The sequence below is a fragment of the Parabacteroides sp. AF48-14 genome (assembly GCF_003477465.1).
GTDB lineage: Bacteria > Bacteroidota > Bacteroidia > Bacteroidales > Tannerellaceae > Parabacteroides > Parabacteroides acidifaciens.
This window is the reverse complement of the sequence record NZ_QUDI01000021.1, coordinates 25,694-49,853: the sequence shown is the minus strand read 5'-3', so window position 1 is coordinate 49,853 and position 24,160 is coordinate 25,694. Positions and strand designations below refer to the sequence as shown.

General features: G+C 46.7%; 15 protein-coding genes, 2 tRNA genes and 1 pseudogene. 12 read left to right on the top strand and 6 right to left on the bottom strand.

The genetic code is table 11. From position 1 onward, the window contains the following. Window positions 1-13: 13 nt before the first annotated feature. Window positions 14-3,514 carry a DUF1080 domain-containing protein gene (locus tag DW083_RS11370; protein WP_122332430.1) on the top strand — a complete coding sequence of 1,167 codons (3,501 nt, stop codon included), beginning with the start codon at window positions 14-16 and terminating at the stop codon, window positions 3,512-3,514. A 141-nt stretch (window positions 3,515-3,655) separates the two neighbouring features. Beyond that, a complete protein-coding gene (locus DW083_RS11365) occupies window positions 3,656-6,052 on the top strand; it encodes an ATP-binding protein (protein ID WP_233552165.1) in 2,397 nt (798 codons plus the stop codon). Window positions 6,053-6,061: 9 nt separating this feature from the next. Here DW083_RS11365 and upp read toward each other — a convergent pair whose 3' ends face one another. Then, a complete protein-coding gene (upp, locus tag DW083_RS11360) occupies window positions 6,062-6,715 on the bottom strand; it encodes a uracil phosphoribosyltransferase (protein WP_115499144.1) in 654 nt (217 codons plus the stop codon). Window positions 6,716-6,824: 109 nt separating this feature from the next. Further along, window positions 6,825-7,115 (bottom strand): HU family DNA-binding protein, encoded by a 291-nt coding sequence (locus DW083_RS11355; protein WP_115499143.1) that lies wholly within the window; start codon window positions 7,113-7,115, stop codon window positions 6,825-6,827. A gap of 229 nt (window positions 7,116-7,344) precedes the next feature. Between DW083_RS11355 and murB the strand changes: the two genes are divergently transcribed. Beyond that, window positions 7,345-8,382: a UDP-N-acetylmuramate dehydrogenase gene (gene murB, locus DW083_RS11350; protein WP_255419815.1), complete on the top strand. Its 1,038-nt coding sequence runs from the start codon at window positions 7,345-7,347 to the stop codon at window positions 8,380-8,382. Beyond that, window positions 8,383-9,138, top strand: coding sequence for an MBL fold metallo-hydrolase (locus DW083_RS11345; RefSeq protein WP_122332429.1), 756 nt, complete (start codon window positions 8,383-8,385; stop codon window positions 9,136-9,138). A gap of 158 nt (window positions 9,139-9,296) precedes the next feature. On the opposite strand, the gene DW083_RS11340 is transcribed toward DW083_RS11345, so the two are convergent. Further along, window positions 9,297-11,033: an SGNH/GDSL hydrolase family protein gene (locus tag DW083_RS11340; protein ID WP_122332460.1), complete on the bottom strand. Its 1,737-nt coding sequence runs from the start codon at window positions 11,031-11,033 to the stop codon at window positions 9,297-9,299. A gap of 120 nt (window positions 11,034-11,153) precedes the next feature. Between DW083_RS11340 and DW083_RS11335 the strand changes: the two genes are divergently transcribed. From DW083_RS11335 to DW083_RS11325, 3 genes are read left to right on the top strand one after another with little or no spacing between them, the layout of a single operon-like run. After that, window positions 11,154-13,142: a glycoside hydrolase family 97 protein gene (locus tag DW083_RS11335; RefSeq protein ID WP_122332428.1), complete on the top strand. Its 1,989-nt coding sequence runs from the start codon at window positions 11,154-11,156 to the stop codon at window positions 13,140-13,142. A gap of 41 nt (window positions 13,143-13,183) precedes the next feature. After that, window positions 13,184-13,525, top strand: a complete 342-nt coding sequence (locus DW083_RS11330; protein WP_122332427.1) for a type II toxin-antitoxin system RelE/ParE family toxin — start codon at window positions 13,184-13,186, stop codon at window positions 13,523-13,525. Then, window positions 13,497-13,799: a helix-turn-helix domain-containing protein gene (locus DW083_RS11325; RefSeq protein WP_122332426.1), complete on the top strand. Its 303-nt coding sequence runs from the start codon at window positions 13,497-13,499 to the stop codon at window positions 13,797-13,799. Before DW083_RS11330 ends, DW083_RS11325 begins: the two co-directional genes overlap by 29 nt. A gap of 120 nt (window positions 13,800-13,919) precedes the next feature. Here the strand turns inward: DW083_RS11325 and DW083_RS11320 are convergent. Next, a tRNA-Cys gene (locus tag DW083_RS11320) sits at window positions 13,920-13,991 on the bottom strand. A gap of 25 nt (window positions 13,992-14,016) precedes the next feature. Then, window positions 14,017-14,088 (bottom strand) — tRNA-Cys (locus DW083_RS11315). A 159-nt stretch (window positions 14,089-14,247) separates the two neighbouring features. Here DW083_RS11315 and rfbC point away from each other — a divergent pair. Both rfbC and rfbB read left to right on the top strand, forming a co-directional pair. Then, window positions 14,248-14,805 carry a dTDP-4-dehydrorhamnose 3,5-epimerase gene (rfbC, locus tag DW083_RS11310; protein ID WP_122332459.1) on the top strand — a complete coding sequence of 186 codons (558 nt, stop codon included), beginning with the start codon at window positions 14,248-14,250 and terminating at the stop codon, window positions 14,803-14,805. A gap of 22 nt (window positions 14,806-14,827) precedes the next feature. Beyond that, entirely contained in the window at window positions 14,828-15,967 is a 1,140-nt protein-coding gene (rfbB, locus tag DW083_RS11305; RefSeq protein WP_122332458.1) for a dTDP-glucose 4,6-dehydratase, read from the top strand. A 4-nt stretch (window positions 15,968-15,971) separates the two neighbouring features. Here rfbB and DW083_RS11300 read toward each other — a convergent pair whose 3' ends face one another. Next, a complete protein-coding gene (locus DW083_RS11300; RefSeq protein ID WP_122332425.1) occupies window positions 15,972-19,298 on the bottom strand; it encodes an AsmA-like C-terminal region-containing protein in 3,327 nt (1,108 codons plus the stop codon). Between the two features lie 795 nt (window positions 19,299-20,093). Between DW083_RS11300 and DW083_RS11295 the strand changes: the two are divergent. The 3 genes and pseudogenes from DW083_RS11295 to DW083_RS11285 all read left to right on the top strand — a co-directional run bounded on the left by DW083_RS11295 (window position 20,094) and on the right by DW083_RS11285 (window position 24,150). Further along, window positions 20,094-21,639 (top strand): annotated as a pseudogene (locus DW083_RS11295) (ATP-binding protein). Window positions 21,640-21,690: 51 nt separating this feature from the next. After that, on the top strand, window positions 21,691-23,241 hold the full coding sequence (locus DW083_RS11290; RefSeq protein ID WP_122332424.1) for an ATP-binding protein: 1,551 nt from the start codon (window positions 21,691-21,693) through the stop codon (window positions 23,239-23,241). Between the two features lie 294 nt (window positions 23,242-23,535). Next, window positions 23,536-24,150, top strand: coding sequence for a hypothetical protein (locus tag DW083_RS11285; RefSeq protein WP_122332423.1), 615 nt, complete (start codon window positions 23,536-23,538; stop codon window positions 24,148-24,150). Window positions 24,151-24,160: the final 10 nt, after the last annotated feature.

Below are 24,160 nucleotides of genomic sequence, written 5' to 3'. Positions count from 1 at the left end.
AATTCAAAAACATATGAGAAAAGCATATATATCAATAGCTGCCTTACTGCTATGCGGAAGCATGCTGATGGCGCAGACACCGGCCAACCGTACGGCCAAAACGACCGCTGCCGATGTGTTGGCTCAAATGCCTGCGGCACAGCAAGCGGAGTATAATAAACTGATAAGCGATCTGAGTTCTACCGGCGAAGAAGGTGTCTTGATGCTGGTTAACATGATCAACGCACCGGGCAAAGGCAGCAATGCGAATGTGGATTACGCCTTGAGCGGCCTGACGCATTATGTCATGGCGAAAGGGGAGGAAAGTGCCCGCCTGACAACGGCTAATGCTTATCTGAAAGCATTGGAAATGGTGAATGAGCGCGAAACAAAAGCGTTTATCATCCGTCAACTACAGATTTTAGGACAAGATGAATGTGTGGACGCACTGGCATCCTGTCTGAATGATGAATCGTTAAGCGGACCTGCTGCACGTGCTTTGGCTGCTATCGGTAGTGAAAAGTCCGGACAGGCTTTGGTAGCTGCATTGAAGAGCCGTTCCGGTTCTCCGAAAACGCAGAAAGACGTGATCCGTGCGATTGCAGATGCACAGGTGAAAGAAGCCGAGCCGGTCTTGAAAGCTTTGCTGGGTGCTTCCGATCCGAATATGCAGAAGGCTGTACTCTATGCACTGAGCCGTGCCGGAAGCCGCGAATCGCTGGATGCATTGGCGGATGCTGCTGCAAATGCCGGGTACACGATGGAAAAAACCGGTGCGAACGAAGCTTATATAGCCTTGATCAAGCGAGTGATTGCACAGGGAAATTATACGGATGCTCTAAAGGCTGCAAAGAAATTGCAGAAAGATGCCGCTAAAGCCGGGCAGGAGCAGACACGTGAAGCAGCTTTGCAAGCTATGATTTCGGCAGAGTTGGCAATCGGACAGCAAAAAGAACAAGCAAAAGGGAAAGATGCCGATAAAACGGGAGCTTCTAAAATTGTAGTGGCGGCTATGAAGGACCCGAGCAAGAACTACCGGAATGCCGCATTGGATTATGCTTCTTGTTTTGCAGATAAGGATTTGTATATCGAACTGGTGAAGATGCTGCCGAAGGCTAAACCGGAACTGAAAGTCGATATCCTGAACTGGATCGGACGTGAGGCTAAAAAGCCCGCTAAGCATGATATTATCCGGAATCTGGAAATCCGTTTTGATCTTCCTGCCAGACAAGTGCTGCTGGAACAACTTCGCGATGCCGACTTTAATGTGAAGCAGGCTGCTACCTGGACATTGGTTAAGATTGGCGATAAGGCCTATATCCCTTCGCTGGCCGAATTGCTGAAGAATGACGACAAGCAGATCGTATTGCTGGGCCAGGATGCTTTGGCTGCCTTCCCGGGTGATATCGACGGAGCTGTGGCAAAAGCGGTCTCTTCTGCCGCCAATGCCGGTAAGATTGCCGGGTTGGAGTTGTTAGCTATGCGTAAGGCGACAGCTAATATCAACACAGTCTTGGAACAGATACAGTCCGGTTCTCCGGAGGTAAAAGCAGCGGCATATGTGGCGCTGAAAGATGTGGTGGGCGAACGTGATATCACAAATATGTGCGGTATGCTGGAAACGGCTGATGCCTTGGCTGTTCCTCCTATGCAGCGTGCGGTGATTTCTGCCTTATCATCATTGTCACCCGCTGGGCAGGTGGAAACGGTAACACGTCGTATGTTGCAGGCCGGTGATAAAGGATATTTGTATTATTTTGTCTTGGCTTCGACTGGTGAGCAGAGTGCGCTTGACTTAATCATCGAAGGATGTGAAAAGGGAAATGGCGCAGTAAAAGATGCTGCAGTAGGTGCCTTGTTAATATGGAAAGACTTGCGTGCTGCCGACTATCTGTATGAAATTGCCAAATCGGGCGATTCACAAATTAGAACGGCTGCATTGAATCGTTTTGTCGAATTGGTATCTTCTCCGGAACGGACCGGTGAAAACCGCTTGTTGAGCCTGCGTAAGGCAATGGAAATTGCACAGACAGATGCACAGAAGATCGCAATCTTGCGGCAGGTTGAAAAGACCGGCACATTCCTCGGCCTGTTATACGCCGGTGAATTTCTGGATCAGAAGCCTGTACAGCAAGCTGCTGCCAATGCCGTCATGAACATTGCTTTGGGCAACAAGGAGTATATGGGCGCCAATGTCCGTGCTTTGTTGAATAAGGTAATGGAAGTGCTCGATAACCCGGACGCCGGCTATCAGAAGGAAGCCATCAAGAAGCATCTGGCTGAAATGCCGCAGGGAGAAGGCTTTGTCTCTCTCTTCAATGGCAAGGACCTGACTGGTTGGAAAGGGCTTGTCGAGAACCCGATCGCCCGTGCGAAGATGAAACCGGCCCAATTGGCGAAAGCACAGGAAAAGGCGGATGAGAACATGCGCAGGGACTGGAAAGTCGAAGATGGTTTGTTGGTATTCGAAGGCTCCGGTTATGATAACTTGTGTACGGAGAAACAATATGGCGATTTCGAAATGTATGTAGACTGGATGCTTGATCCGGCTGGTCCCGAAGCGGATGCCGGTATTTACTTGCGTGGCACTCCACAGGTTCAGATCTGGGATACTTCCCGTGTGAATGTAGGCGCACAGGTCGGTTCCGGTGGTTTGTATAACAACCAGGTGAACGAAAGCAAACCGTCGAAAGTGGCCGACAATAAATTAGGCGAATGGAACAGTTTCTATATTAAAATGGTGGGTGACCGTGTAACGGTTGTCCTGAACGGAGAAAAAGTGGTAGACGATGTGATCCTTGAAAACTACTGGGATCGTAAGCTTCCGATCTTCCCCGTTGAACAGATCGAGTTGCAGGCTCACGGCAGTAAAGTCTATTACCGTAATATTTACGTAAAGGAATTGGAACGCAAGGAACCGTTCAAACTTTCCGCCGAAGAGGAGAAAGAAGGTTTCAAGATTTTGTTTGACGGAACGAATATGCATGAATGGACAGGCAATACGGTCGACTATACATTGGAAGACGGTACCATCTCCATGATTCCGAGCAAGAGCTACGGTGGCAACTTATATACGAAGAATGAATACGGCAACTTTATTTACCGTTTCGAATTCCAGTTGACTCCGGGTGCCAATAACGGTGTCGGAATCCGTACTCCGATGGAAGGAGATGCCGCTTATGTCGGAATGGAAATCCAGATTCTGGATTGCGAACATCCGATCTACAAGGATATAACTCCTTTGCAGCATCATGGCTCCGTATATGGTATTATCCCGGCTAAAGCGGATCATCATAGCGCCTTCAAACCTGTGGGCGAATGGAATTATGAGGAGATTGTTGCCAATGGCGATAATATCCGTGTGACGGTAAACGGTGTTGTGATCCTGGATGGTAATATCCGTGAGGCGACCAAGAACGGAACACCCGACCATAAGGAGCATCCGGGACTTTTCAATAAGAAGGGACATATCGGCTTCTTAGGACATGGCTCTCCGGTTAAATTCCGTAACATCCGTATTAAAGAACTGAAGTAAGAGTTCTGTATCACATTGTTAAATTGCAGTATAAGCATTTATTTGTTTATACTGCAATTTTTTTTTGCGGGCTGTTTGTCTGAAAAGCCTTGAATATTAACATGAATAAATTTGTAGATCTGGTTTATAATGACGAATTTTGTGTCATATTTAACTAATGAAGTGCTCATGGAGACAGACCAGTATCGATTATTATTAGATAATGCCCAGGTTGGTTGGTGGGAAGCTGATTTTGAACGCGGATGTTATATCTGCTCGGACTTTTTGATTAGTCTGTTAGAATTGGATGGTCCACAACTGCCTATTCGTGATTTCCTTGCTTTAATCCGTGAAGATTACCGAGACCGTATTGCCAATGAATTTGCTTTCTTTAAAGAAATAGGTATATATGAACAAATATTTCCGCTTAAGACCTGTTTTGGAGTCAAGTTTGTCCGTACTAAGATCTGTAAGCGTGAAAAAGATGCAAACGGAAAAATAACGGTATTGGGGATTTTGCAATTGATTCCGTTTAGCGAAGTCGAAGAAAACAAACCGATTGTAAACAGCCAGATCGATGGTATCCTCCGGCATTTGGGAAGTCTTTCGCGCGCCTTGCATTCCTTCATACAGACAAATGATTTGCATAAATCGATTCATCTGGCTTTGACGGAGATTCTGTTTTCGATAGATACGAGAGGGCGTGTTTATATTATGGAATATGACGACGAACAGAGTATTAGTTGCACATACGAGGTTTGTAGCGAAGGGGTTACGCCTGTCCGTCTTTCCCTGCAAAAGATTCCGATTTCCACATTGCCCTGGTCCACACGGAAAATACAGAGCTTATATCCGGTTCTGATTAATAATTTAGATGAACTGCCGGCCGAAGCATCGGAGGAAAAGCGCTATCTGGAGAAGCGATGTGTTCGTTCATCGATTTTGATACCCTTGATAATCAAGGGAGAACCTTGGGGGTATATGGGAGTCGATATTGTAGATAAACACCGATTGTGGAGTCTGGAAGATTATCAATGGCTCTCGTCCCTTTCCAATATAATCAGTATCATCACAAAGATGGCACGAATCAACGAAGCGTTGGATCATAGTGAAAAACTGCTCCGTAATATCTATACAAATATCCCTGTCGGTATCGAATTGTATGATAAAGACGGCTATCTGGTGGATATGAATAATCTGAATGCCGAGATATTCGGTATTCCTGCCAAAGAGGTGGCTTTTGGGGTTAATATTTTTGACAATCCGATGATCCCTGTTGAGATACGGGAAAAGCTGCATTCCCGTGAACCTGTTTCTTTCCGCCAATCTTATTCTTTTAATGAAATCCGGAAAGACGATTATTACCCGACAGAGAAAAGTGGAACAATCGACCTTTTTACAAAGGTCAGCATGCTTTATGATGCGCATGGCAGTCTTATAAATTACCTGTTCATCAATCTCGATAACACCGATAAGGCGGTAGCTTATAGCCGTATCGAAGAGTTCGAGCACTTTTTCAGCTTAGTCAGCCGTTTTGCAAAAGTCGGATATGCGAAGTTCGATTTGCTTTCGCGTGACGGTTATGCTATTAATCAATGGTATCAGAATCTGGGAGAAAAAGAGGGAACGCCTTTGTCGAAGATAATCGGCGTTTATAATCATGTTCATCCGGAAGACCGGAAAGTGATGCTTAATTTCTTTGAGCGTGTAAAACAGGGAAAGGTAAACAGCCTCCGGAAGGAATTGAGAATCAAAAATGGCGATGGATGGAAATGGACCCGTGTGAATGTTATGCGTAATATGCAGTCCGCCGATGCGAATAAGTTAGAAATGATTTGTGTGAACTACGATATCACCGAACTGAAGGAAACACAAAAACAACGCGAAAAGGCAGAGGAACTGGATCGCCTGAAATCCGCTTTTCTTGCTAATATGAGCCATGAGATCCGGACGCCTCTTAACGCCATTGTCGGTTTTTCTACTTTGCTGGTGGATACGGATGATGCGGAAGAAAAGAAACAGTTCGTGGATATCATCCAAAAAAATAACGAACTGTTGCTGCAACTTATTTCTGATGTGCTGGACCTGGCCAAGATCGAATCCGGAACAATCGAATTGAAGGCAACCGATATTGATTTGCAGGAACTGTATAACGAATTGGTTGTGTCGATGAAGATTAAGGTGCCGGTAGGTGTTACGCTTTGCGCGGCTCCGGATCTGCCTCCTTATGTCTACCATTGCGACAAAGTGCGGTTGACACAGGTCTTGTCCAATTTTGTTAATAATGCGATCAAACATACCGATGCGGGAGTGATTGCACTTGATTACCGTTTACGCCAGAATTGCGTGGAATTTTCTGTGACGGATACAGGAGAAGGGATGCCGCTCGAGATACAGCAACACGTGTTTGACCGTTTTTATAAAGGAAACAGCTTTAAGCAGGGCACCGGTCTGGGACTTTCCATCTGCAAAAGTTTCGTAGAGCAGATGGGAGGACATATCGGAGTAAAGTCCGAAGAAGGCAAGGGCTCTTGCTTCTGGTTTACTTTACCCCGCTAAGACAATCTCTTATTCTTTTTCACCATAGGCGAGGTCTCCGGCGTCGCCTAATCCGGGAACGATATAGGAATGGTCGTCCAACTTGTCGTCGACGGCTGCGACCCATATGGTTGTGATATCGTCCGGCATTTTGCGTTGGATGTATTCGATGGCCTGCTTACTGGCGATGATGGAAGCGACATGGATATGGGCCGGATGTCCCTTTGTGCGCAAGGCTTCGTAAGCCAATTCCATCGAACTGCCGGTTGCCAGCATCGGGTCTGTTATGATCAGGGTTTTGTCTGTTAACCGGGGAGAGGCGATATATTCGATGTGGATGTCGAAATTCAAGCGGTCTTTGTATTTGCGGTAGGCGGAAACAAAAGCATTTTCCGCGTTGTCCAGATAGCTGAGGAATCCCTGGTGATAGGGGAGTCCGGCACGCAGGATGGTACTGATAACGACCCGGTCGTCCGGTGTGTTCATCGGGGCTATTCCTAAAGGTGACTGAATGCCTTTTAAGCTGTAAGTAAAATCTTTACTGATCTCATAAGCCATAATTTCGCCGATCCGTTCGACGTTCCGGCGGAAACGCATACTGTCTTTCTGTATATTCACATCGCGCAGTTCGGCGACAAACCGGTTTAAAACCGAGTTCGATTCTCCAAGATTAACTATTTTCATTATTAAATTGTTATTTTCCGGTGCCAAATTTAGTTATAATTTGCACAGATCGCAAAAAAGAAGGCAACCTTTTTTAGGCTGCCTTCTTTGATAGTGCAAAAAGTCTTTTTTACTTCTTTTCTCCGGGTTTGTTGATTGCATCCAACAAATATTTTCCCGGTTTAAATTTCACGGTTGTTCTGGCCGGAATCATAACTGGAGTACCAGTTTTAGGGTTACGGGCCAGACGGCTGGTCTGCGGACGCGGTATCAATGTACCGAAACCAATTAATACAATCTCTTCGTCGTGAGACATCGCTTCTGTAACAATCTCAATGTAAGCGTCCAACATTTTTTTTGCTTTCTGCTTCTGTAATCCCGATCTCTGGGCCAGGGCCTCGATCAATTCTGCTTTGTTCATGAATGTTTCTATTTAATTATGATTTTCAAGGCAAATGTACGCTTTTTGTCTATATGTTGTGTTGCTTTTTGCATATAAAGAAAACGTCGTTCATTTCTTATTTAACAACGCTTGCGTGCGTTTGTTACGTTTTGCGAAACAAAAAATGTTAATGGTCTCTCGGTTTCGATATTTGAAAGGCTTTTTAGTGGATGTACTGATGAATTTGATATTTATAGTTATTTTTGTCATGAAAAATAATACAGAACGTAAAATGAGAATAGAAGAGAATTATTCGTTGGAAAAACATAATACTTTCCATCTCCCGGTAAAGACCCGCTGGTTCATGGAATATGCAAGTGAAGAAGAGTTGGGACGTATCCTCCGGGATGAATATTTCCAGGAATGCCTGTCGCTTCATATCGGTGGCGGGAGCAATTTGCTGTTCATAAACGATTTCAACGGGATCATCCTGCATTCGCAGATAAAAGGCATTTCCGTGGCGGAGGAGATAGACGATTCCGTTCTGCTTCGTATCGGTGCCGCTGAAAAATGGGATGATGTGGTGGCTTATGCCGTATCCAAAGGTTGGGGCGGCATTGAAAACCTCTCCCTTATCCCCGGAGAAGCCGGTGCTGCCGCTATCCAGAACATCGGGGCATACGGGGCGGAGATCAAGGATGTGATCGAGGCGGTGGAGGCTTATAACCAGCTTTCGTTCGAGAAGCGTACGTTTACAAACGAAGAATGTCTCTATGGTTACCGGAGCAGTTACTTTAAAAATGAGCATAATGATCCGTATATTGTTACATATATATATATACGTCTCAGCAAAAGGCCTCAGTTCTCTGTCGGTTATGGCAATCTGAAGGAAGAACTGGCCAAATATCCGGAGGTGACATTGCAGGCAGTGCGCGACGCCGTGATCTCGATCCGCCGTCAGAAATTGCCCGATCCGGATGAGTTGGGAAATGCAGGCAGTTTCTTCATTAATCCAGTCGTCCCGGCTGCGCAGTATGAGAAGCTGAAAGAACAGTATCCGGAGATGCCGTCTTATCCGGCAGGCGAGGGGAAGGTGAAAGTCCCGGCCGGCTGGCTGATCGAGCAATGTGGCTTCAAAGGCAAATCGCACGGCCCGGTCGGAGTCTATGAGAAGCAGGCGTTGATATTGGTTAATTTAGGAGATGCAAGAGGGCATGAAATCGCACTGGTCGCCGAAAGCATCCGTACGGCAGTCAATGACCGGTTCGGTATCGAGATCATGCCAGAAGTTAAATATGTCGGTTAAATGGAAATTACGTTTTTAGGGACGGGGACTTCTACGGGTGTCCCCGAGATTGGTTGCCAGTGCGAGGTGTGTACAAGCACGGATAAGCGCGACTGGCGTTTGCGTACGTCGGTATTGGTTGAAACCGACGGGAAACGGATTTTGCTGGACTGCGGTCCGGACTTCCGTTGGCAGGTGATTAAGAACCGGACCTATCAGCTGGATGCGGTCCTGATTTCGCACGAACATTATGACCATGTCGGCGGACTGGACGATCTTCGTCCTTTTTGCCGGGAAAAAGGGGTCGACATCTTTGCCGAAGACTATGTGGCGGAAGCGATCGAAACGCGTATGCCTTATGCCTTTCGTGCCCACCGCTATCCCGGTGTTCCGAACCTGGAGCTGCACCGGATAACAGACCAGCCCTTTATGGCAGCCGGCTTGCCGGTTACGCCTATCCGGGTGATGCACGGCAAACTGCCTATCTTCGGCTATCGCATCGGCAATATGGCTTATATCACGGACGTGAAGTTTCTGCCGGAAGAAGAATATGCCAAACTGGAAGGTTTGGACCTGCTGATCCTGACCGCTCTTCGGAAAGGCGCTCACCCGACGCATGAATCCCTGGAAGAAGCACTCGCCAATATCGAGCGCATCCGTCCGAAAGAATCCTATCTGATCCACATGAGCCACCGCATCGGCCTCCATGCCGAGGTCGAGAAGGAACTGCCGCCGCATGTCCATTTGGCTTATGATGGGTTGCATGTGACTGTATGAAAAAAAGTTTCACGCTGCTTGTGTAGTTGAAACTAAAGTTTCAGAAGTTTTGTGATGTTGAAACTAAAGTTTCGCCTTCATGAAACTTTAGTTTCATCGAGACGGAACAAAAGTTTCTTCGGGAGAAACTTTTTCTCTTACTTCTGCTGCGTCTGGTTTCAGTCAGCAATCCTTCCGGCAATTCTCCTGTATCCCTCCTCGTTCGGGTGCAACCCGTCGCCGATAAACAAGCTTTCGTTTATTTTGCCGTCTTGTTGCAGCAGGGCTGTTCCCGGGTTGGCAAATTCGAAGCCTTCCGTTTCCACCATTTCTTTGATATCGATGTTGATGTTTTTCACCCACTGCTCCTGGTTGCGGCGGGGAAGGATTCCGATGACTTTGATGGAGGCGTTCGGCTGACGCTGGCGGATGGCGGAGAGTAGGAAGCGGAGGCCTTCGACGATCTCATTGTCGCTGTTCAGTCCGCAGTTGTTCGTGCCGATCATCAGGACTACTTTGCCGGCGTCATAGCCGTCCAATTCGCCGTGGTACACGCGCCAAAGCACATTCTCTATCCGGTCCCAGCCGTAGCCCAGGTTTTGGAAGCCGGCGGGGCGCATCACCTTCTCCCATGTCTCCCGGCCGTTCTTGTTCCGGTGTTCCGGTTCGCCTCCCCAATAATGGGTGATCGAGTTACCTATGATGACAGCTTTGGGCGGATGGTTGCGTACTTGCTCCAGGATAGCGCGGTGACGGGCGTGCCATTCGTACATATGCGGTTCGCGGCGTTGGGTGACGGGGATGGTCGTTGCGAAAGAACCGAGAGGGATATGCAGGATTTCGCGTATCTTCTTTTCTACAACCGTAGCCTGCTGCTGTGCGCCCAAGTCGGACGGATGCACGCTGTCTACCCAGCCGTCGGCAGGGATGTTCAGCTCTTCGCGGGTGAGATAGAAGACGCCCGGAATCCCTTCGGTCTGTATCTGTTCGTAGGCTTTACGGGAAGCCCGGTTCACTTTCATAAGCCGTTTGTATTCGGCGGAGTCAGTCTGCATATTGCTGTATCCGGCATGTTCGATCAGCAGGATGGGAGCCGAATGCTTCTCCCGGATTTGCTTGACGGCGGCGATGGCAAGGGCTGTCACCTCTTCTTCCTCCTGGTTGGGTAGGTTGGGCATGCAGTCCAGAATGTACAGACGCGCGTCCGTCTCATTGATAAATTGCAACACCTCTTTTGCCAGCCTGCCGTTGCCGGAGAATCCCAGGTTTATCAACGGGTAGTCGAGCGAGCGTTGCAGGATCGTGCTCCACGCCATCGCCGGACGGGAGGCGCAAGCTCCCTGCGCAATGGAAGTCCCGTAGAGGACAATCGGTTTTTCGGGAGAAAGCGGGATAAATTCCAGATGGCTGTCTTCGGGCGTACCGATCTCCAGCCATTTCACTCCGTTGTACAGCGGGAGATAGAGCCGGTATTCAAACCCTTGTTTATGATAGCGGTCTTTACCTATATTATTATATGTATAGGTAATCGTGTCTTGAAACGAATAGCCGCCGAAACAGAAGTGCCATTTTCCGTCACTGTCGATACTGTAGAGGTCGACGCCGGAAACGCCGGTTGAGGGCATATGCGGCATGTTCAGGCTGCCGGTTACGGTATAGCGGACTTTAATCTGTGGCGCATCGCTGTAGAAATGGATGGCAAGTCCGGCCGAATGGCGCGACAGGTTCCAGACCGGTTCGCTCACCACACCATTGGCACGTTCCGGCAAGCGGGTGTAAGTGTTTCCGATTTCCTTTGTGAATCCCTGGTTTTGGATAACCGGAAAACCGGCTTCCATCGGATTATGCCATTTCCATTGGGCGGCAGCCGGAAGGAAAAGAAGGCTGCAAAACAGTAAACAAATAAGCTTTTTCATACCGATAGTCCCTTTTATAGCTGTATTATGATACAATATCAACAAAGATAAGACAATTTTGCAAAAGCTTTTCCTGTTTATTCCCGTATATTTGCCGTCAGTTAATTAAATTTGAAAACCATGAAACTAAAAGCTCTTATAATGCTCTTCCTGATGGGGAGCGTATCGTTGATGGCTCAGAAAAGCTATCAGTTGCAATCGCCGGACAAAAAACTGCAAGTAGTCGTTACTGTGGGTGATGATATCCGTTTTTCCCTGACACATGACGGGACAGAGGTTCTGGCGGCTTCGCCAATTTCCATGACACTGCAGGATGGCTCCGTCTTGGGTGTCAATTCGAAAGTATCGAAGGTCTTGAAGGCGGCAGTGGATAAAACCATTCCTTCTCCTTTCTATAAAAAGACGGAAATAGAGGATACATATAACGAGATGACATTTGCGTTCCGCGGTAATTACGGCCTTGTTTTCCGTCTGTATAATGATGGAATGGCTTACCGCTTTACCACAAAGATGAAAAATGATATCATCGTGGTGAACGAAGAAGCCGGCTATAATTTCTCTTCCGACCATAAGACGTTCGCTCCTTATGTGAACAGCCAAAAGGCGACTTTTGAGGAACAGTTCATGAACTCTTTCGAGCAGCCTTATGTACATGAGCCGATCACGAAACTGGATAGCAAACGGTTGATGATTCTTCCGCTTCTGGTCGAACTGGACGGCGGTAAGAAACTCTGTATCACGGAAGCCGACTTGGAAGACTATCCGGGTATGTTCCTGAATAACTCGACCGATAAACCGGCCTTGAAGCCTGTTTTTGCCCCTTATCCTAAGGTGAAGAAACAGGGTGGCCATAACAACCTCCAGATGTTGGTCGAAGAACGTGAAGGCTACATCGCCAAGACGAAGGGGACGCGTGCTTTCCCGTGGCGTGTGTTCGTCGTGTCGGAAGATGATAAGCAATTGGCCGATTGCGATATGGTCTATCGTTTGGCTTCTCCCTGTCGCGTGCAGGATTTTTCCTGGATCAAGCCGGGTAAGGTTGCCTGGGATTGGTGGAATGACTGGAATATCTATGGGGTGGATTTCCGTGCAGGCATCAATAACGAGACTTATAAATATTATATTGATTTTGCCTCTGAACATGGCATCGAATATGTAATCCTGGATGAAGGCTGGTCTGTCAACCTGGCTGCCGACCTGATACAGGTGATTCCGGAAATCAATATCCCGGAGCTGGTCAACTATGGCAAATCCAAGAATGTCGGCATTATCCTTTGGGCCGGTTATCATGCTTTCGACCGCGATATGGAGAAAGTGGTGAAACATTATTCGGATATGGGTGTGAAAGGTTTCAAAGTCGACTTTATGGACCGTGACGACCAGGAGATCATCGACTTCCTTTACCGGGGCGCTGAAACCTGTGCCCGATATAAGATGATGGTGGATTATCATGGCATATGCAAACCGACAGGCCTGCAACGCACGTATCCGAACGTAATCAATTATGAAGGCGTGCATGGTCTGGAAAATATGAAATGGGCGGCTAACACGTATGATATGCCGTTGTACGACGTGACGATCCCGTTTGTCCGTATGGTGGCCGGCCCGATGGATTATACACAGGGTGCCATGCGCAATGCGATTCGTAAAAACTACGCCCCGATCAATACCGAGCCGATGAGCCAGGGTACGCGTTGCCATCAATTGGCCACTTATGTGATCTTTGAATCTCCGCTGAACATGCTGTGCGATAATCCTTCCAACTACAGACGCGAGGCCGAATGTACGGAATTTATAGCCGATATCCCGACCGTATGGGACAAAACGGTTGCATTGGACGGTAAGATAGGGGAGTATGTTGCCATTGCCCGCCATCATGGCGATAACTGGTACGTCGGTGCATTGACAAATTGGGATGCCCGCGAAGTGGAGATCGACCTCTCTTTCTTAGGCGACGGTAGCTATAAGATGGAATTGTTCCGCGACGGAATCAATGCCGATCGTGCCGCCCGTGACTACAAGAAGGAAATCATCCCGGTTCCCGCCGACCGCAAAGTGAAAGTCCAGATGGCCCCGGGTGGCGGTTGGGCTGCGAAGATTTACAGATAGGAATTGTTGCATAATTGTGTAACTTTTCATATATTTGCCGTATGAAACGCAAGATTACCACCTACGGAGGATACTTTGAAAGGTTTTTAGCGACCCTCTCAAGTAAAGAGGTGATCAAGTTGAACTATATCATCTCGTTACTTGAAACAGAAGAACGAATGCCGGTCAAGTTCATAAAATTCATCCGTGACGGTCTGTATGAGCTTCGTATGGAATATAACGGCAATATTTACCGTGTCTTCTTTATTTTCGATGATGGCCAGATTGTGGTTCTATTTAATGGGTTTCAGAAGAAAACACAGAAAACACCATCAGGTGAAGTAGAGAAGGCACTAAAAATAAAGGAGGCATATTATGGAGACAAACAATCACAAAATAGTTGATTATAGCGCAGTTCTGAATGTACAATACGGCGCACCGGGCACACCGGAAAGAGCAAAGTTTGATGAGGAGGCTTACGCTTTCTATACAAGTCAAATATTACTTGATGCACGTAAGAATGCCCGTTTAACACAAGAAGAACTCGCTAAGAGGATCGGGGCCAACAAATCCTATATCTCCCGGATTGAAAAAGGACTTACTGTTCCGAGTGTAGCCACCTTTTACAGGATCGTTAATGCTTTGGGGTTGACAGTTGAGTTAACTCCAGCCATATAGGATAGAGTGTACCGCAAAGTGAAAGTCAAGATGGCCCCGGGTGGCGGTTGGGCTGCGAAGATTTACAGATAGGAGTAATAAAAAAAGCTTGTAGTCTAATGATTACAAGCTTTTTTTTTGAGGTTCCTGGCGGATTCGAACCGCCGTACACGGTTTTGCAGACCGCTGACTAAGCCACTCATCCAAGGAACCAAAATAAAACGGTAAAGTTACCAAGAGGTTCCTGGCGGATTCGAACCGCCGTGGACGGTTTTGCAGACCGCTGACTAAGCCACTCATCCAAGGAACCAATATGTTTTCAAAAGAACCATTCCGGTTTTGCGAGTGCAAAGAAATAGAATATATTTGGAATATGCAAATCTTTTCTTCCCTTTTTGTTTTCCTGGAGGCTTGGAGAACTAAGGAAAAAGAAGTTACTTTGCCTTCTGTTAGCATAAACAATAAGATAATGACATATATTGAAACAGAAATCCCCGGCGTGTGGATCATTGAACCGAAAGTGTTTAAGGATGCGCGTGGTTATTTTATGGAAGCCTGGAAAAAGGCGGAGTTTGAAGAACATATCGGTAAAGTGGAATTTGTGCAGGATAACGAATCCTGTTCCTCGAAAGGCGTATTGAGAGGCTTGCATTACCAGCTGGCGCCCTATTCACAGGCCAAGCTGGTGCGTGTGATTAAAGGATGCGTGCTGGATGTGGCTGTCGATTTGCGCAAAGGTTCTCCTACGTTCGGGAAATATGTGGCTGTCGAATTGTCCGGCGAAAACAAACGCCAGTTCTTTGTCCCGCAGGGGTTCGCCCATGGTTTCCATGTGTTGAGCGAGGAAGCGGTCTTTACTTATAAAGTCGATAATCCTTATATGCCGACGCATGAACGCGGTTTGCGTTTTGACGATCCTGCGGTTGCGGTGGAATGGAGGATTACGGACCCTTCCATCCTTAATTTATCGGATAAGGACCGGAACGCTCCTTTATTGGGGGAAGCGGAGATTAATTTTGAATTATGAATTTATAATTACACATACAGATATGAAGACTTACCTGGTTACCGGAGCGGCCGGTTTTATCGGCGCCAATTTCGTTAAGTATATGTTGGCAAAGTATCCTGAAATAAAGATCGTAGTCCTGGACCTGCTGACCTATGCCGGCAATCTCGGAACGATTGCCGGAGATATCGACGGAGATCGTTGCGAGTTTGTGAAAGGGGATATCTGCGATCGTGCCCTGACGGACGAGTTGTTTGCGAAATATCAGTTCGATTATGTCGTTAACTTTGCAGCCGAAAGCCATGTTGACCGCAGCATCGAGAATCCGCAGCTTTTCCTGGTTACGAATATATTGGGTACGCAGAACCTGCTCGATTCCGCCCGCAAGGCTTGGGTGACGGGCAAGGCGGAGACCGGCTATCCCCAGTGGCGCGAAGGAGTCCGTTTCCATCAGGTATCGACGGATGAAGTGTATGGCAGCCTGGGTGCCGAGGGCTATTTCCATGAAACGACCCCGCTGGACCCGCGCAGCCCGTACAGTGCATCCAAAACGAGTGCCGATCTGTTTGTGCAGGCGTATTCCGAAACGTATAAAATGCCGGTCAGCATCACCCGTTGTTCCAATAACTACGGTCCGTATCATTTTCCGGAAAAGCTGATTCCGCTGATTATCAAAAATATCCTTGAAGGCAAGTCACTCCCGGTTTACGGTGACGGTACGAATGTGCGCGACTGGCTGTATGTCGAAGACCATTGCAAGGCTATCGACATGGTGATCCATAAGGGACGGGCAGGAGAGGTCTACAATGTTGGCGGTCATAACGAAAAGCAGAATATCGAAATCGTGAAATTGACAATCAGCACGATTCGCAACCTGATGACCGAACAACCGGAATACCGCCAAATACTGAAGAAAAAGGAAATTGGCGCCGACGGACAGATTTCCATCGACTGGATTAACGAAAGCCTGATAACCTTTGTCAAAGACCGCCTCGGGCATGACCAGCGGTACGCGATCGATCCGACGAAGATCACAAACGAATTAGGCTGGACGCCTGAAACTTCTTTTGAGGTCGGAATCGTCAAGACCATTCGCTGGTATCTGGATAACCAGAAATGGGTGGAAGATATTACCGGCGGTGACTATATGAAGTATTACGAAGAAATGTACGGGAACAGGTAATCACCTAATTCCCTTCTTGGAAGGAGGCCGGGGATTCTTGAATTTCCCCTGCCTCCTTTTTTGTTTCCGTTCTTGCCATTGCCAGATTCTTCCCTAACTCCGGTGCCGCTTCTTCGATCTGTTTGCGGATGGCGTCGCGGATATCTTTCCGGATATTCTTGCGTGTGCTGTCGAGTTCCGCCTGTTTGGCCGGTTTGAAGATGTCTTTGTATTTACATTTCGTGATCTTGTATTTGAAGTCGTCCAGATTGCCGGTAATATCGATTCCTAACTTGAAGGGAACAGGTGATTTCAGTACGGACACATGGTAATTGAACGTCATGTCCAGATTATGCGTCCCCCCGACAGCTACCCGGTAACGGTCCATCTCTACCAGGAAAGGAAAGACTTCGATCTTATTATCTTTGATCGCAAGGTCAACCGCAATGCTGTCGATCACATTCCGTTTCTTGTTCTTAAACATCAGCGTTTTGGATATTTCGGCAAAAGTCTCGCCATCCAGCAATACCATATTATTCCCGTGCAGATAGCAGGATGAATTGATCGACGGCATGACGAGCGACATAGTCGAGTCAATCTTGCAGGTAGCCGTGACCTCGCAGCCCAGCACGCCTTCAAACGAACGGAGCATCGGGACCAGTGTGTCGATGGACGGGAAGAGTGCGATCAGCTTTTCTACCTGTACGTTTTCCATATCGAGGTCGAATCCGGCAGTCGCTTCCTCTTCGTTCCTTGCCGTGTAGACCATCGTCAGGTTTCCGTGTCCCATATTGGATTCCATATTGAGCTTGCTCAAATTTATACTCTGGTCGCGCAGGACAATTTCTCCTGTCACGTTTTCCAGTTCCAGATCTTTGAAATCGATTCGTTTCGCATCGGTATGGAGCGCCATGTCGAGGAAAGCAGGAAGGACGAACAGTTGTCCGGTAGTGTCGATCTCTGCTTGCGAGATGCTGTCCTGCATTGTTGTTGCGTCGAGTCCCGCTATGCTTTCGTCACTGAGGAGCGCCAGGTCTGAATTACCTGAGGCATATTGCATACCGCTGTTGATCGCCTGCATTAACTGGTTGCAGTCGATATAATCCGAACTCAGTTTAAAGTTTCCTTTTAGTTTGCCGCCCCGGAGCATTGCCCGCCGGATCTGGCTGACCTCTCCGTTGAGGGTAAGATCGCTCTTTCCTAAGTGCAAGCGGGCATCCGTCAATGTGATGTCGTTGGTGTTAAACTTCATCGTCGTCTGCTCCATCCACATGGGAAGAGGGAACAGGCGGCTGAAACCGCGCATTTGTTTAAACGAGATACTGCCCCGTGCCTCCCATTTGCGGAGAAGCTGGTCGCTGATATTCGTGCTGTCGTTTGCCGTTTTTCTATCGGTTGAGTCTCTCCTTCTTACTGTCTGTTGTCCGCGCTGCCTGCCGATTGGAACACGCTGTTGCCGGTTTGCCATTTGCTGGCGCCGTGCGTCCCGGTAGGGGAGCGCTTCGATTGTAAACCTGCTCTCTGTCAGCGCAAGGCCTGTACGAAGCGGGACACTGATATATTTCAGTGTGTCGACCGAGATAACAGCTGCTGCCGTCGGTATTTGTTTGTCGGAAGCCGACGATTTGATGCCGCCCTTCAGTTCGGTACGCCCTGCCACCATCCAGACGGAATCGGGCATACGTGTCCGGAGGTGCTCGAACGCCAAGCGTCCCGTCATCGGTATGACTGCGGTCGTGTCGATCACAGGCGATGTCTGTGCCAGCATTTCCAGTTTGCTGATATTCGTACTGATTTCATCCTTGTATTTGATGTTCAGGCTGTCGATGCCCATCGTCATTCGCATCAGCTCCTGTGCTTCAAGGTAGCGGCTTTTCTGGTGTGTCGTATCGATTGTCAGATAAGCGTCAGAGATGAAAATATCCATGCCGAGCGGCTGGCTGAATGCTTTCAGTCTGTCGATACTCAGTTTGCCGGAACCGTGTATTTTCCCGAAACGGCTCTCCAGGAGGTCGTCTACGGTGAATGTGGCCGAGAAGTCGGCATCCATAATCCCTTCCACCAGCAAAGTGTCCGGGTTCAGGAATTCCTGTCCCATCTTGGTGAAATCCACCTGTCCTTTCATCTTGGCATTGACGGCCGGATTGCGGAACAGGTTGGTCACATTTGCCTGTATGTCCAGCGCGGTATTAAGCCCTTTCATGTTAAGTTGTTCGAGCGAGATGAAAGAAGAGTCCGGATAAGGCCCGTTCAAGTGGATATCCAGATCCATCGCCAACGTGTCTATACCCTGTTTCACGCCTTTAACATGATAAGAACCGTTTTCTATCTTGCAACAAAGGTTTATGTTCGGTATGATACTGTCAGCTAAGAAACCGTGAATGTTCCCTTCCAGAATAACCGAGCCTTCCGCCAATATCTTGTCGCGGTCCTGGAAATAAGCATCAGGAATGAATTTCAGCAGGTCGTTCATGTCAGATATCTTCAGTCCCATATCCATGTCGATGCGTGTACGCCGGTCTTCCGGGAAGTTGCGGATAGCCCCGTCCGCCGTAAAAGGCAGGTTGTTCACCATCAGCTCGGCGTCTTTCAGCATAATCGAATTGTAATGGTCGGCAAGCACCAGGCGGCTTTTGAGCCGGAGTGCCAGGTCATTCTTTAATGTATAAGCCGGATTACTGAACAATATGGAAGAGCAGCCCGTTTCAAAATCCAACGTATTGGCCCCTCCGGCAAGCGAACCGTCGAGACGCATGAAGAAACCGTTTACCTCGGCGAAGAGGTCTGCCTGGCGATCGTCGTACGTGAAATGACCTCCACGTATGCGTACCCGCTGTAGGTCGATGGGAGGGAGTGGCTTTTTATCTGCATCCGTTTCCGCCGAATCGGCTTCACTCTGGTAGATATCCCAGTTTGCCCGTCCATCCTTATTGACAAAACCGTAGAAACGCGGGTGGTCGAGCGAGAAATTCTTGATGGTGATCTTGCCCCCGAACAGATAGTCGAGCGGTTGCAGGGAGACAGTCGCACGGTTGAACGACAGCAACGAGTCGGAAGAGACCGCCAACTCTTCCTCATGGGCGGTCGAGTCTTCGGCGGCATGCGAAATCAGGTGCCCGTTAGTCAGCTTTACCCCCAGATAGGGATATGTCTCGAAAAAAGTCAGTTCCACCCGTTCGCAATCCAGATGCGCATCGAGAAACTTGTTGGTTTGCTCGACAACCAGCGGTGTCAGCTTCTCTGGCGGCAGCACGCCCCAGTTCAATATGCTGAATCCGATAGCCGGAAGTATGAATATCAGTGTAACTGCAATTATGGCGATAATTGTCAGTATTTTCTTTTTTCTTTTCATTGTTGTCTCTCGTGTAAGTAAAAAAATAAATCCTTGTACAAAAGTAGGAAAAAAGTAGATTCTTCATCTGTTTTTTTATGCGATAAACCATTCTAATCTGAAGGTCTGTGCTTAAGAGCACTCTTCTAACTTTCAACTTTTAACTCTCAACTTTCAACTTCCCTGGGGACCTTATTGTATAAAACGTATTTTTCAGGTTTAGAAGAGACTTGAAAGCGAATAAATGTTAATCCGCTTTTTTGACCTCAAAAAGGCACTTTTTTCTCTTTTTTGAGCGTTTTCCGCCATTACGATCGTCCTCTTTGCCACCGCGACCGTGCTAATGTGTAGTGCACTCGGCACCTCGCGAAGATTAGGACGGTCGTAATGGCGATTAGGACGGTCATAATTGGAAAGAGGACCGTCTAAAGGGCAAAAAAGGCCCTAAATTTCCCTGGGATATTTGGGACGCCGCCCGTTTTATTTTGCTACAGGCGATTCTCCGGGAGTTAAGGTTTATCACTTTGTCGGTGTTTCCGGTTTCCGGTAATCAATTTGCACGTTTTTTGAAATGGGCTGCGCACCTCATTTTATCTATTGTCAGTAGAACAGGCTAAAACAGTGAAAAAAGTCAGTTCAAAATCGATCAAGATTTCAGGTGAAATAGAAAAATGCCGGGAAAAGGGGGTTATTGTAATATTTTCGAGAATAAAACATTTAAACTGTTGAGGTGTAAAAAACATCCTTGTGAGTGTGCTGCTGTAAAAACAATTTGTACTTTTGTGTAGATCATCATTCGGCAAAAACAAAAGCATTATGAGCAACAAGATTTACCCCATCGGCATACAGAACTTTGAGAGCCTTCGCAAAGACGGTTATTTCTATATAGATAAAACAGCGTTGATCTATCAGCTCGTGAAAACCGGACGTTACTATTTCCTAAGCCGTCCGCGCCGTTTCGGCAAAAGCCTCTTGCTTTCTACTCTTGAGGCTTACTTCCAGGGAAAGAAGGAACTGTTCGAAGGATTGGCAATGGAGAAGCTGGAAAAAGATTGGATAAAGTATCCTATCTTGCATCTGGACCTGAATATCGGCAAGTATGATGCTCCCGACAGTCTCGACAAAATACTGAACGAAGCGCTGCTGGGTTGGGAAGCTCTTTACGGCTCCCGAGAAGGAGAATCAACTCTTGCCCTGCGTTTTAAAGGGGTTGTAGACCGTGCCTGCAAGCTGACGGGCCAGCGTGTCGTTATCCTTGTAGACGAATACGACAAGCCGTTGCTGCAAGCTATCGGCAATGAGGCTTTGCAGACCGAATACCGTAACACTCTGAAACCTTTTTACGGTGTGCTAAAGACGATGGATGGCAGTATCAAGTTCGGTATGTTGACAGGCGTCACGAAGTTTGGCAAGGTGAGCGTGTTCAGCGATTTGAACAATCTGGACGATATCTCAATGCGTGAACCTTATGTCGGTATCTGTGGTATGACTGAAAAGGAAATACATGATAATCTTGATCTTGAATTGCACGAACTCGCTGCAGCCCGGAAGATAACCTATGAAGAGGTATGTGCAAAATTGAAAGAATATTATGATGGTTATCACTTCGTAGAAAACACGGAAGGTATTTACAATCCTTTCAGCCTGTTGAATACTTTCAAATACAATAAATTCGGTAGTTACTGGTTCGAAACAGGTACCCCTACTTACCTGGTCGAACTTTTGAAACGCAATCATTACGATTTGGAACGTATGGCGCATGAAGAAACGGATGCCGATGTCTTGAACAGCATTTATGGAGATGATCAGCTATTCCTGTTATTTTCCAGAGCGGTTATCTGACGATAAAAGGGTATGATGAACGTTTCGGCCTTTATCGCTTAGGCTATCCTAACCGTGAAGTGGAGGAAGGTTTTATTAAGTTTCTGATGCCATTTTATACCCGTTTCAATAAGCAAGAATCAGCTTTTGAGATACAGAAGTTTGTCCGTGAAATAGAAATCGGAGAGGTCGACGCCTTTTTCCGGCGCCTGCAAAGCTTTTTTGCCGATACGCCTTACGAGTTGGTGAAAGACCTTGAGTTGCATTATCAGAATGTGCTCTTTATCGTCTTTAAGTTGGTGGGTTTCTATGTGAAAACGGAATATCATACGAGCGAGGTCGTGTAGACCTGGTTCTGCAAATGGATAAGTTTATTTATGTGATGGAGTTCAAACTGGGTGGTACGGCGGAAGAGGCCTTACAGCAGATAGACGAAAGACATTATGCACGGCCTTTCCTCTCAGACACCCGTAAACTGTTTAAGATAGGAGTGAACTTCAGCGCCAAAACCCGTAATATCGAACGGTGGATTGTGCAATAAAAATAATTTGTACTTTTGTATAGATCATCATTCGGCAAAAACAAAAGCATTATGAGCAACAAGATTTACCCCATCGGCATACAGAACTTTGAGAAGATTCGCAAAGACGGCTATTTTTATATAGATAAAACAGCGTTGATCTATCAGCTCGTGAAAACCGGGAGTTACTATTTTCTGAGCCGTCCGCGTCGTTTCGGTAAAAGCTTGATGCTTTCTACTCTTGAAGCCTATTTTCAGGGAAAGAAGGAACTGTTCGAAGGACTGGCAATGGAGAAGTTGGAAAAAGATTGGATAAAACATCCTATCTTGCATCTGGACCTGAATATCGGCAAGTATGATGCTCCCGACAGCCTCGACAAAATACTGAACGAAGCGCTGCTGGGTTGGGAAGCTCTTTATGGTTCCCGAGAAGGAGAATCAACTCTTGCCCTGCGTTTCAAAGGGGTTGTAGACCGTGCCTGCAAGTTGACTGGCCAGCGTGTCGTCATCCTTGTAGACGAATACGACAAGCCGTTGCTGCAAGCTATCGGCAATGAGGCTTTGCAGACCGAATACCGTAACACGTTGAAACCTTTTTACGGTGTGCTCAAGACGATGGATGGCAGTATCAAGTTCGGTATGTTGACTGGTGTCACGAAGTTTGGCAAGGTAAGCGTATTCAGTGACCTGAATAACTTGGACGATATTTCGATGCGGAAAGAATATGTTGAAATCTGTGGCATTAGCGATAAAGAAATCCATGACAATCTGGAGATTGAGCTTCACGAATTTGCAGAAGCCCAGAGTTTGACGTATGAGGAACTCTGTGCAGAACTGAAAAAGTATTATGATGGTTATCATTTTACTCATAATACCATCGGCATGTATAACCCGTTCAGTTTGCTTAATGCTTTTAAATACCGGGAGATCGATAATTATTGGTTCGAAACGGGTACCCCTACGTATCTGGTGGAATTGCTGAAAAAACATCATTACAATCTCGAACGGATCGCTTATGAGGAAACGAATGCAGCGGTGCTGAATAGCATAGATGCATCTTCCACCAATCCGATTCCTGTTATTTACCAGAGTGGATATCTTACTATTAAAGACTATAATAAAGAATTTGGTATTTATCGTCTGGGATTCCCAAACCGGGAAGTGGAAGAGGGCTTTATCCAGTTCCTTCTGCCTTATTATGCCAATACGGATAAGGTTGAATCTCCCTTTGAGATACAGAAGTTTGTCTATGAGATACGTGCCGGAGAGGTCGATGCCTTTTTCCGTCGCCTGCAAAACTTTTTTGCCGATACGCCTTACGAGTTGGTAAAAGACCTTGAGTTGCATTATCAGAATGTGCTCTTTATCGTCTTTAAGCTGGTGGGTTTCTATGTAAAAGCGGAATATCATACGAGTGAAGGTCGCGTAGACCTGGTTCTGCAAACGGATAAGTTTATTTATGTGATGGAGTTCAAACTGGATGGTACGGCGGAAGAGGCTTTGCAGCAGATAGACGAAAAACATTATGCACAACCTTTCCTCTCAGACACCCGCAAGCTGTTTAAGATAGGAGTGAACTTCAGCGCTAAAACCCGTAATATCGAACAGTGGATTGTGATATAAAACTGCTTCTGTCCAGCCCTGGTTTCATTGTTTTTTAACCGGCGGCTTTTTATTCCTTGTATATGACCAGCCTAAAATGTGTCTTTAATTCTTTACTTAAATTTATTTTATTTTCATTTTGTCGATTATTTTTTACCGCTTGACTGTAAATCTTGCAACTTATCTGGTTTTGGAAAATTCCTTCATTTTCGGAGAATCTGTTCTTTATAAATTTGCAGCGTTTCCTGTACCAATTGTATTTGTGGGGGTGGGGGATCATATTACTGTCAATTGTCAAACTAAAAGGTATTAATAATGAAAAATTTAAAAGGATTTATTGCAATTGGTATTATTGCAAGTACAGTGTTGTGCGGATGTGGTGGTTCGAAAAAAGCGACAACCCAGTGGAGCGGACCGTCAAAAATGAAGATAGAGCTGGATGAATGTCAGGAATTAGCACAGCAGAAACCTGAGGTTCGGTCTTGGGGAGAGGGGATTAATTTCAGATTGTCAACGGCTTCAAACTATGCGGAAATGCAGGCTCGTGGAAAGTTTGCTCGTGCAATAGCTGCTAAAATAAAAACAGCTCAAGAAGAAAGTGGTTTCACTTATGGGAAATATTCATCGAACATGAAAGAAGGGGCAGGAGTGAGAGATGAAGGTTCTAATAGTAATGAGATGACTTTGCAGGTGGCGGAAGAAACCATAAAGAATACCGTGATTATAAAAACCTCGCAATATTTGCAGGCTGACGGTTCGTATCAGGTTTTTGTATGCCTTGAATATAAAGATGGTGTTTCAAAATTGGCCGATGATATTGTTGATAATGTTAAGCAACGGATTCCTGATGAGGAAAGGATCAAAATGCAATATGAGTTCCAGAAATTTAGAGACCGGGTTGAAGAAGAACTGAAAAAAAGAAATGAGTGATGTTAGCATT

Excerpts from the sequence above, each read along its gene's own strand:
- rfbC (WP_122332459.1), top strand. The coding sequence starts at position 14,248 with ATGACATATATTGAAACAGAAATCCCCGGCGTGTGGATCATTGAACCG.
- DW083_RS11300 (WP_122332425.1), bottom strand. The coding sequence starts at position 19,298 with ATGAAAAGAAAAAAGAAAATACTGACAATTATCGCCATAATTGCAGTT.
- DW083_RS11290 (WP_122332424.1), top strand. The coding sequence starts at position 21,691 with ATGAGCAACAAGATTTACCCCATCGGCATACAGAACTTTGAGAAGATT.
- DW083_RS11345 (WP_122332429.1), top strand. The coding sequence starts at position 8,383 with ATGGAAATTACGTTTTTAGGGACGGGGACTTCTACGGGTGTCCCCGAG.
- DW083_RS11355 (WP_115499143.1), bottom strand. The coding sequence starts at position 7,115 with ATGAACAAAGCAGAATTGATCGAGGCCCTGGCCCAGAGATCGGGATTA.
- DW083_RS11285 (WP_122332423.1), top strand. The coding sequence starts at position 23,536 with ATGAAAAATTTAAAAGGATTTATTGCAATTGGTATTATTGCAAGTACA.
- DW083_RS11335 (WP_122332428.1), top strand. The coding sequence starts at position 11,154 with ATGAAACTAAAAGCTCTTATAATGCTCTTCCTGATGGGGAGCGTATCG.
- upp (WP_115499144.1), bottom strand. The coding sequence starts at position 6,715 with ATGAAAATAGTTAATCTTGGAGAATCGAACTCGGTTTTAAACCGGTTT.
- DW083_RS11340 (WP_122332460.1), bottom strand. The coding sequence starts at position 11,033 with ATGAAAAAGCTTATTTGTTTACTGTTTTGCAGCCTTCTTTTCCTTCCG.
- DW083_RS11325 (WP_122332426.1), top strand. The coding sequence starts at position 13,497 with ATGGAGACAAACAATCACAAAATAGTTGATTATAGCGCAGTTCTGAAT.
- DW083_RS11330 (WP_122332427.1), top strand. The coding sequence starts at position 13,184 with ATGAAACGCAAGATTACCACCTACGGAGGATACTTTGAAAGGTTTTTA.
- rfbB (WP_122332458.1), top strand. The coding sequence starts at position 14,828 with ATGAAGACTTACCTGGTTACCGGAGCGGCCGGTTTTATCGGCGCCAAT.
- DW083_RS11370 (WP_122332430.1), top strand. The coding sequence starts at position 14 with ATGAGAAAAGCATATATATCAATAGCTGCCTTACTGCTATGCGGAAGC.
- murB (WP_255419815.1), top strand. The coding sequence starts at position 7,345 with ATGAAAAATAATACAGAACGTAAAATGAGAATAGAAGAGAATTATTCG.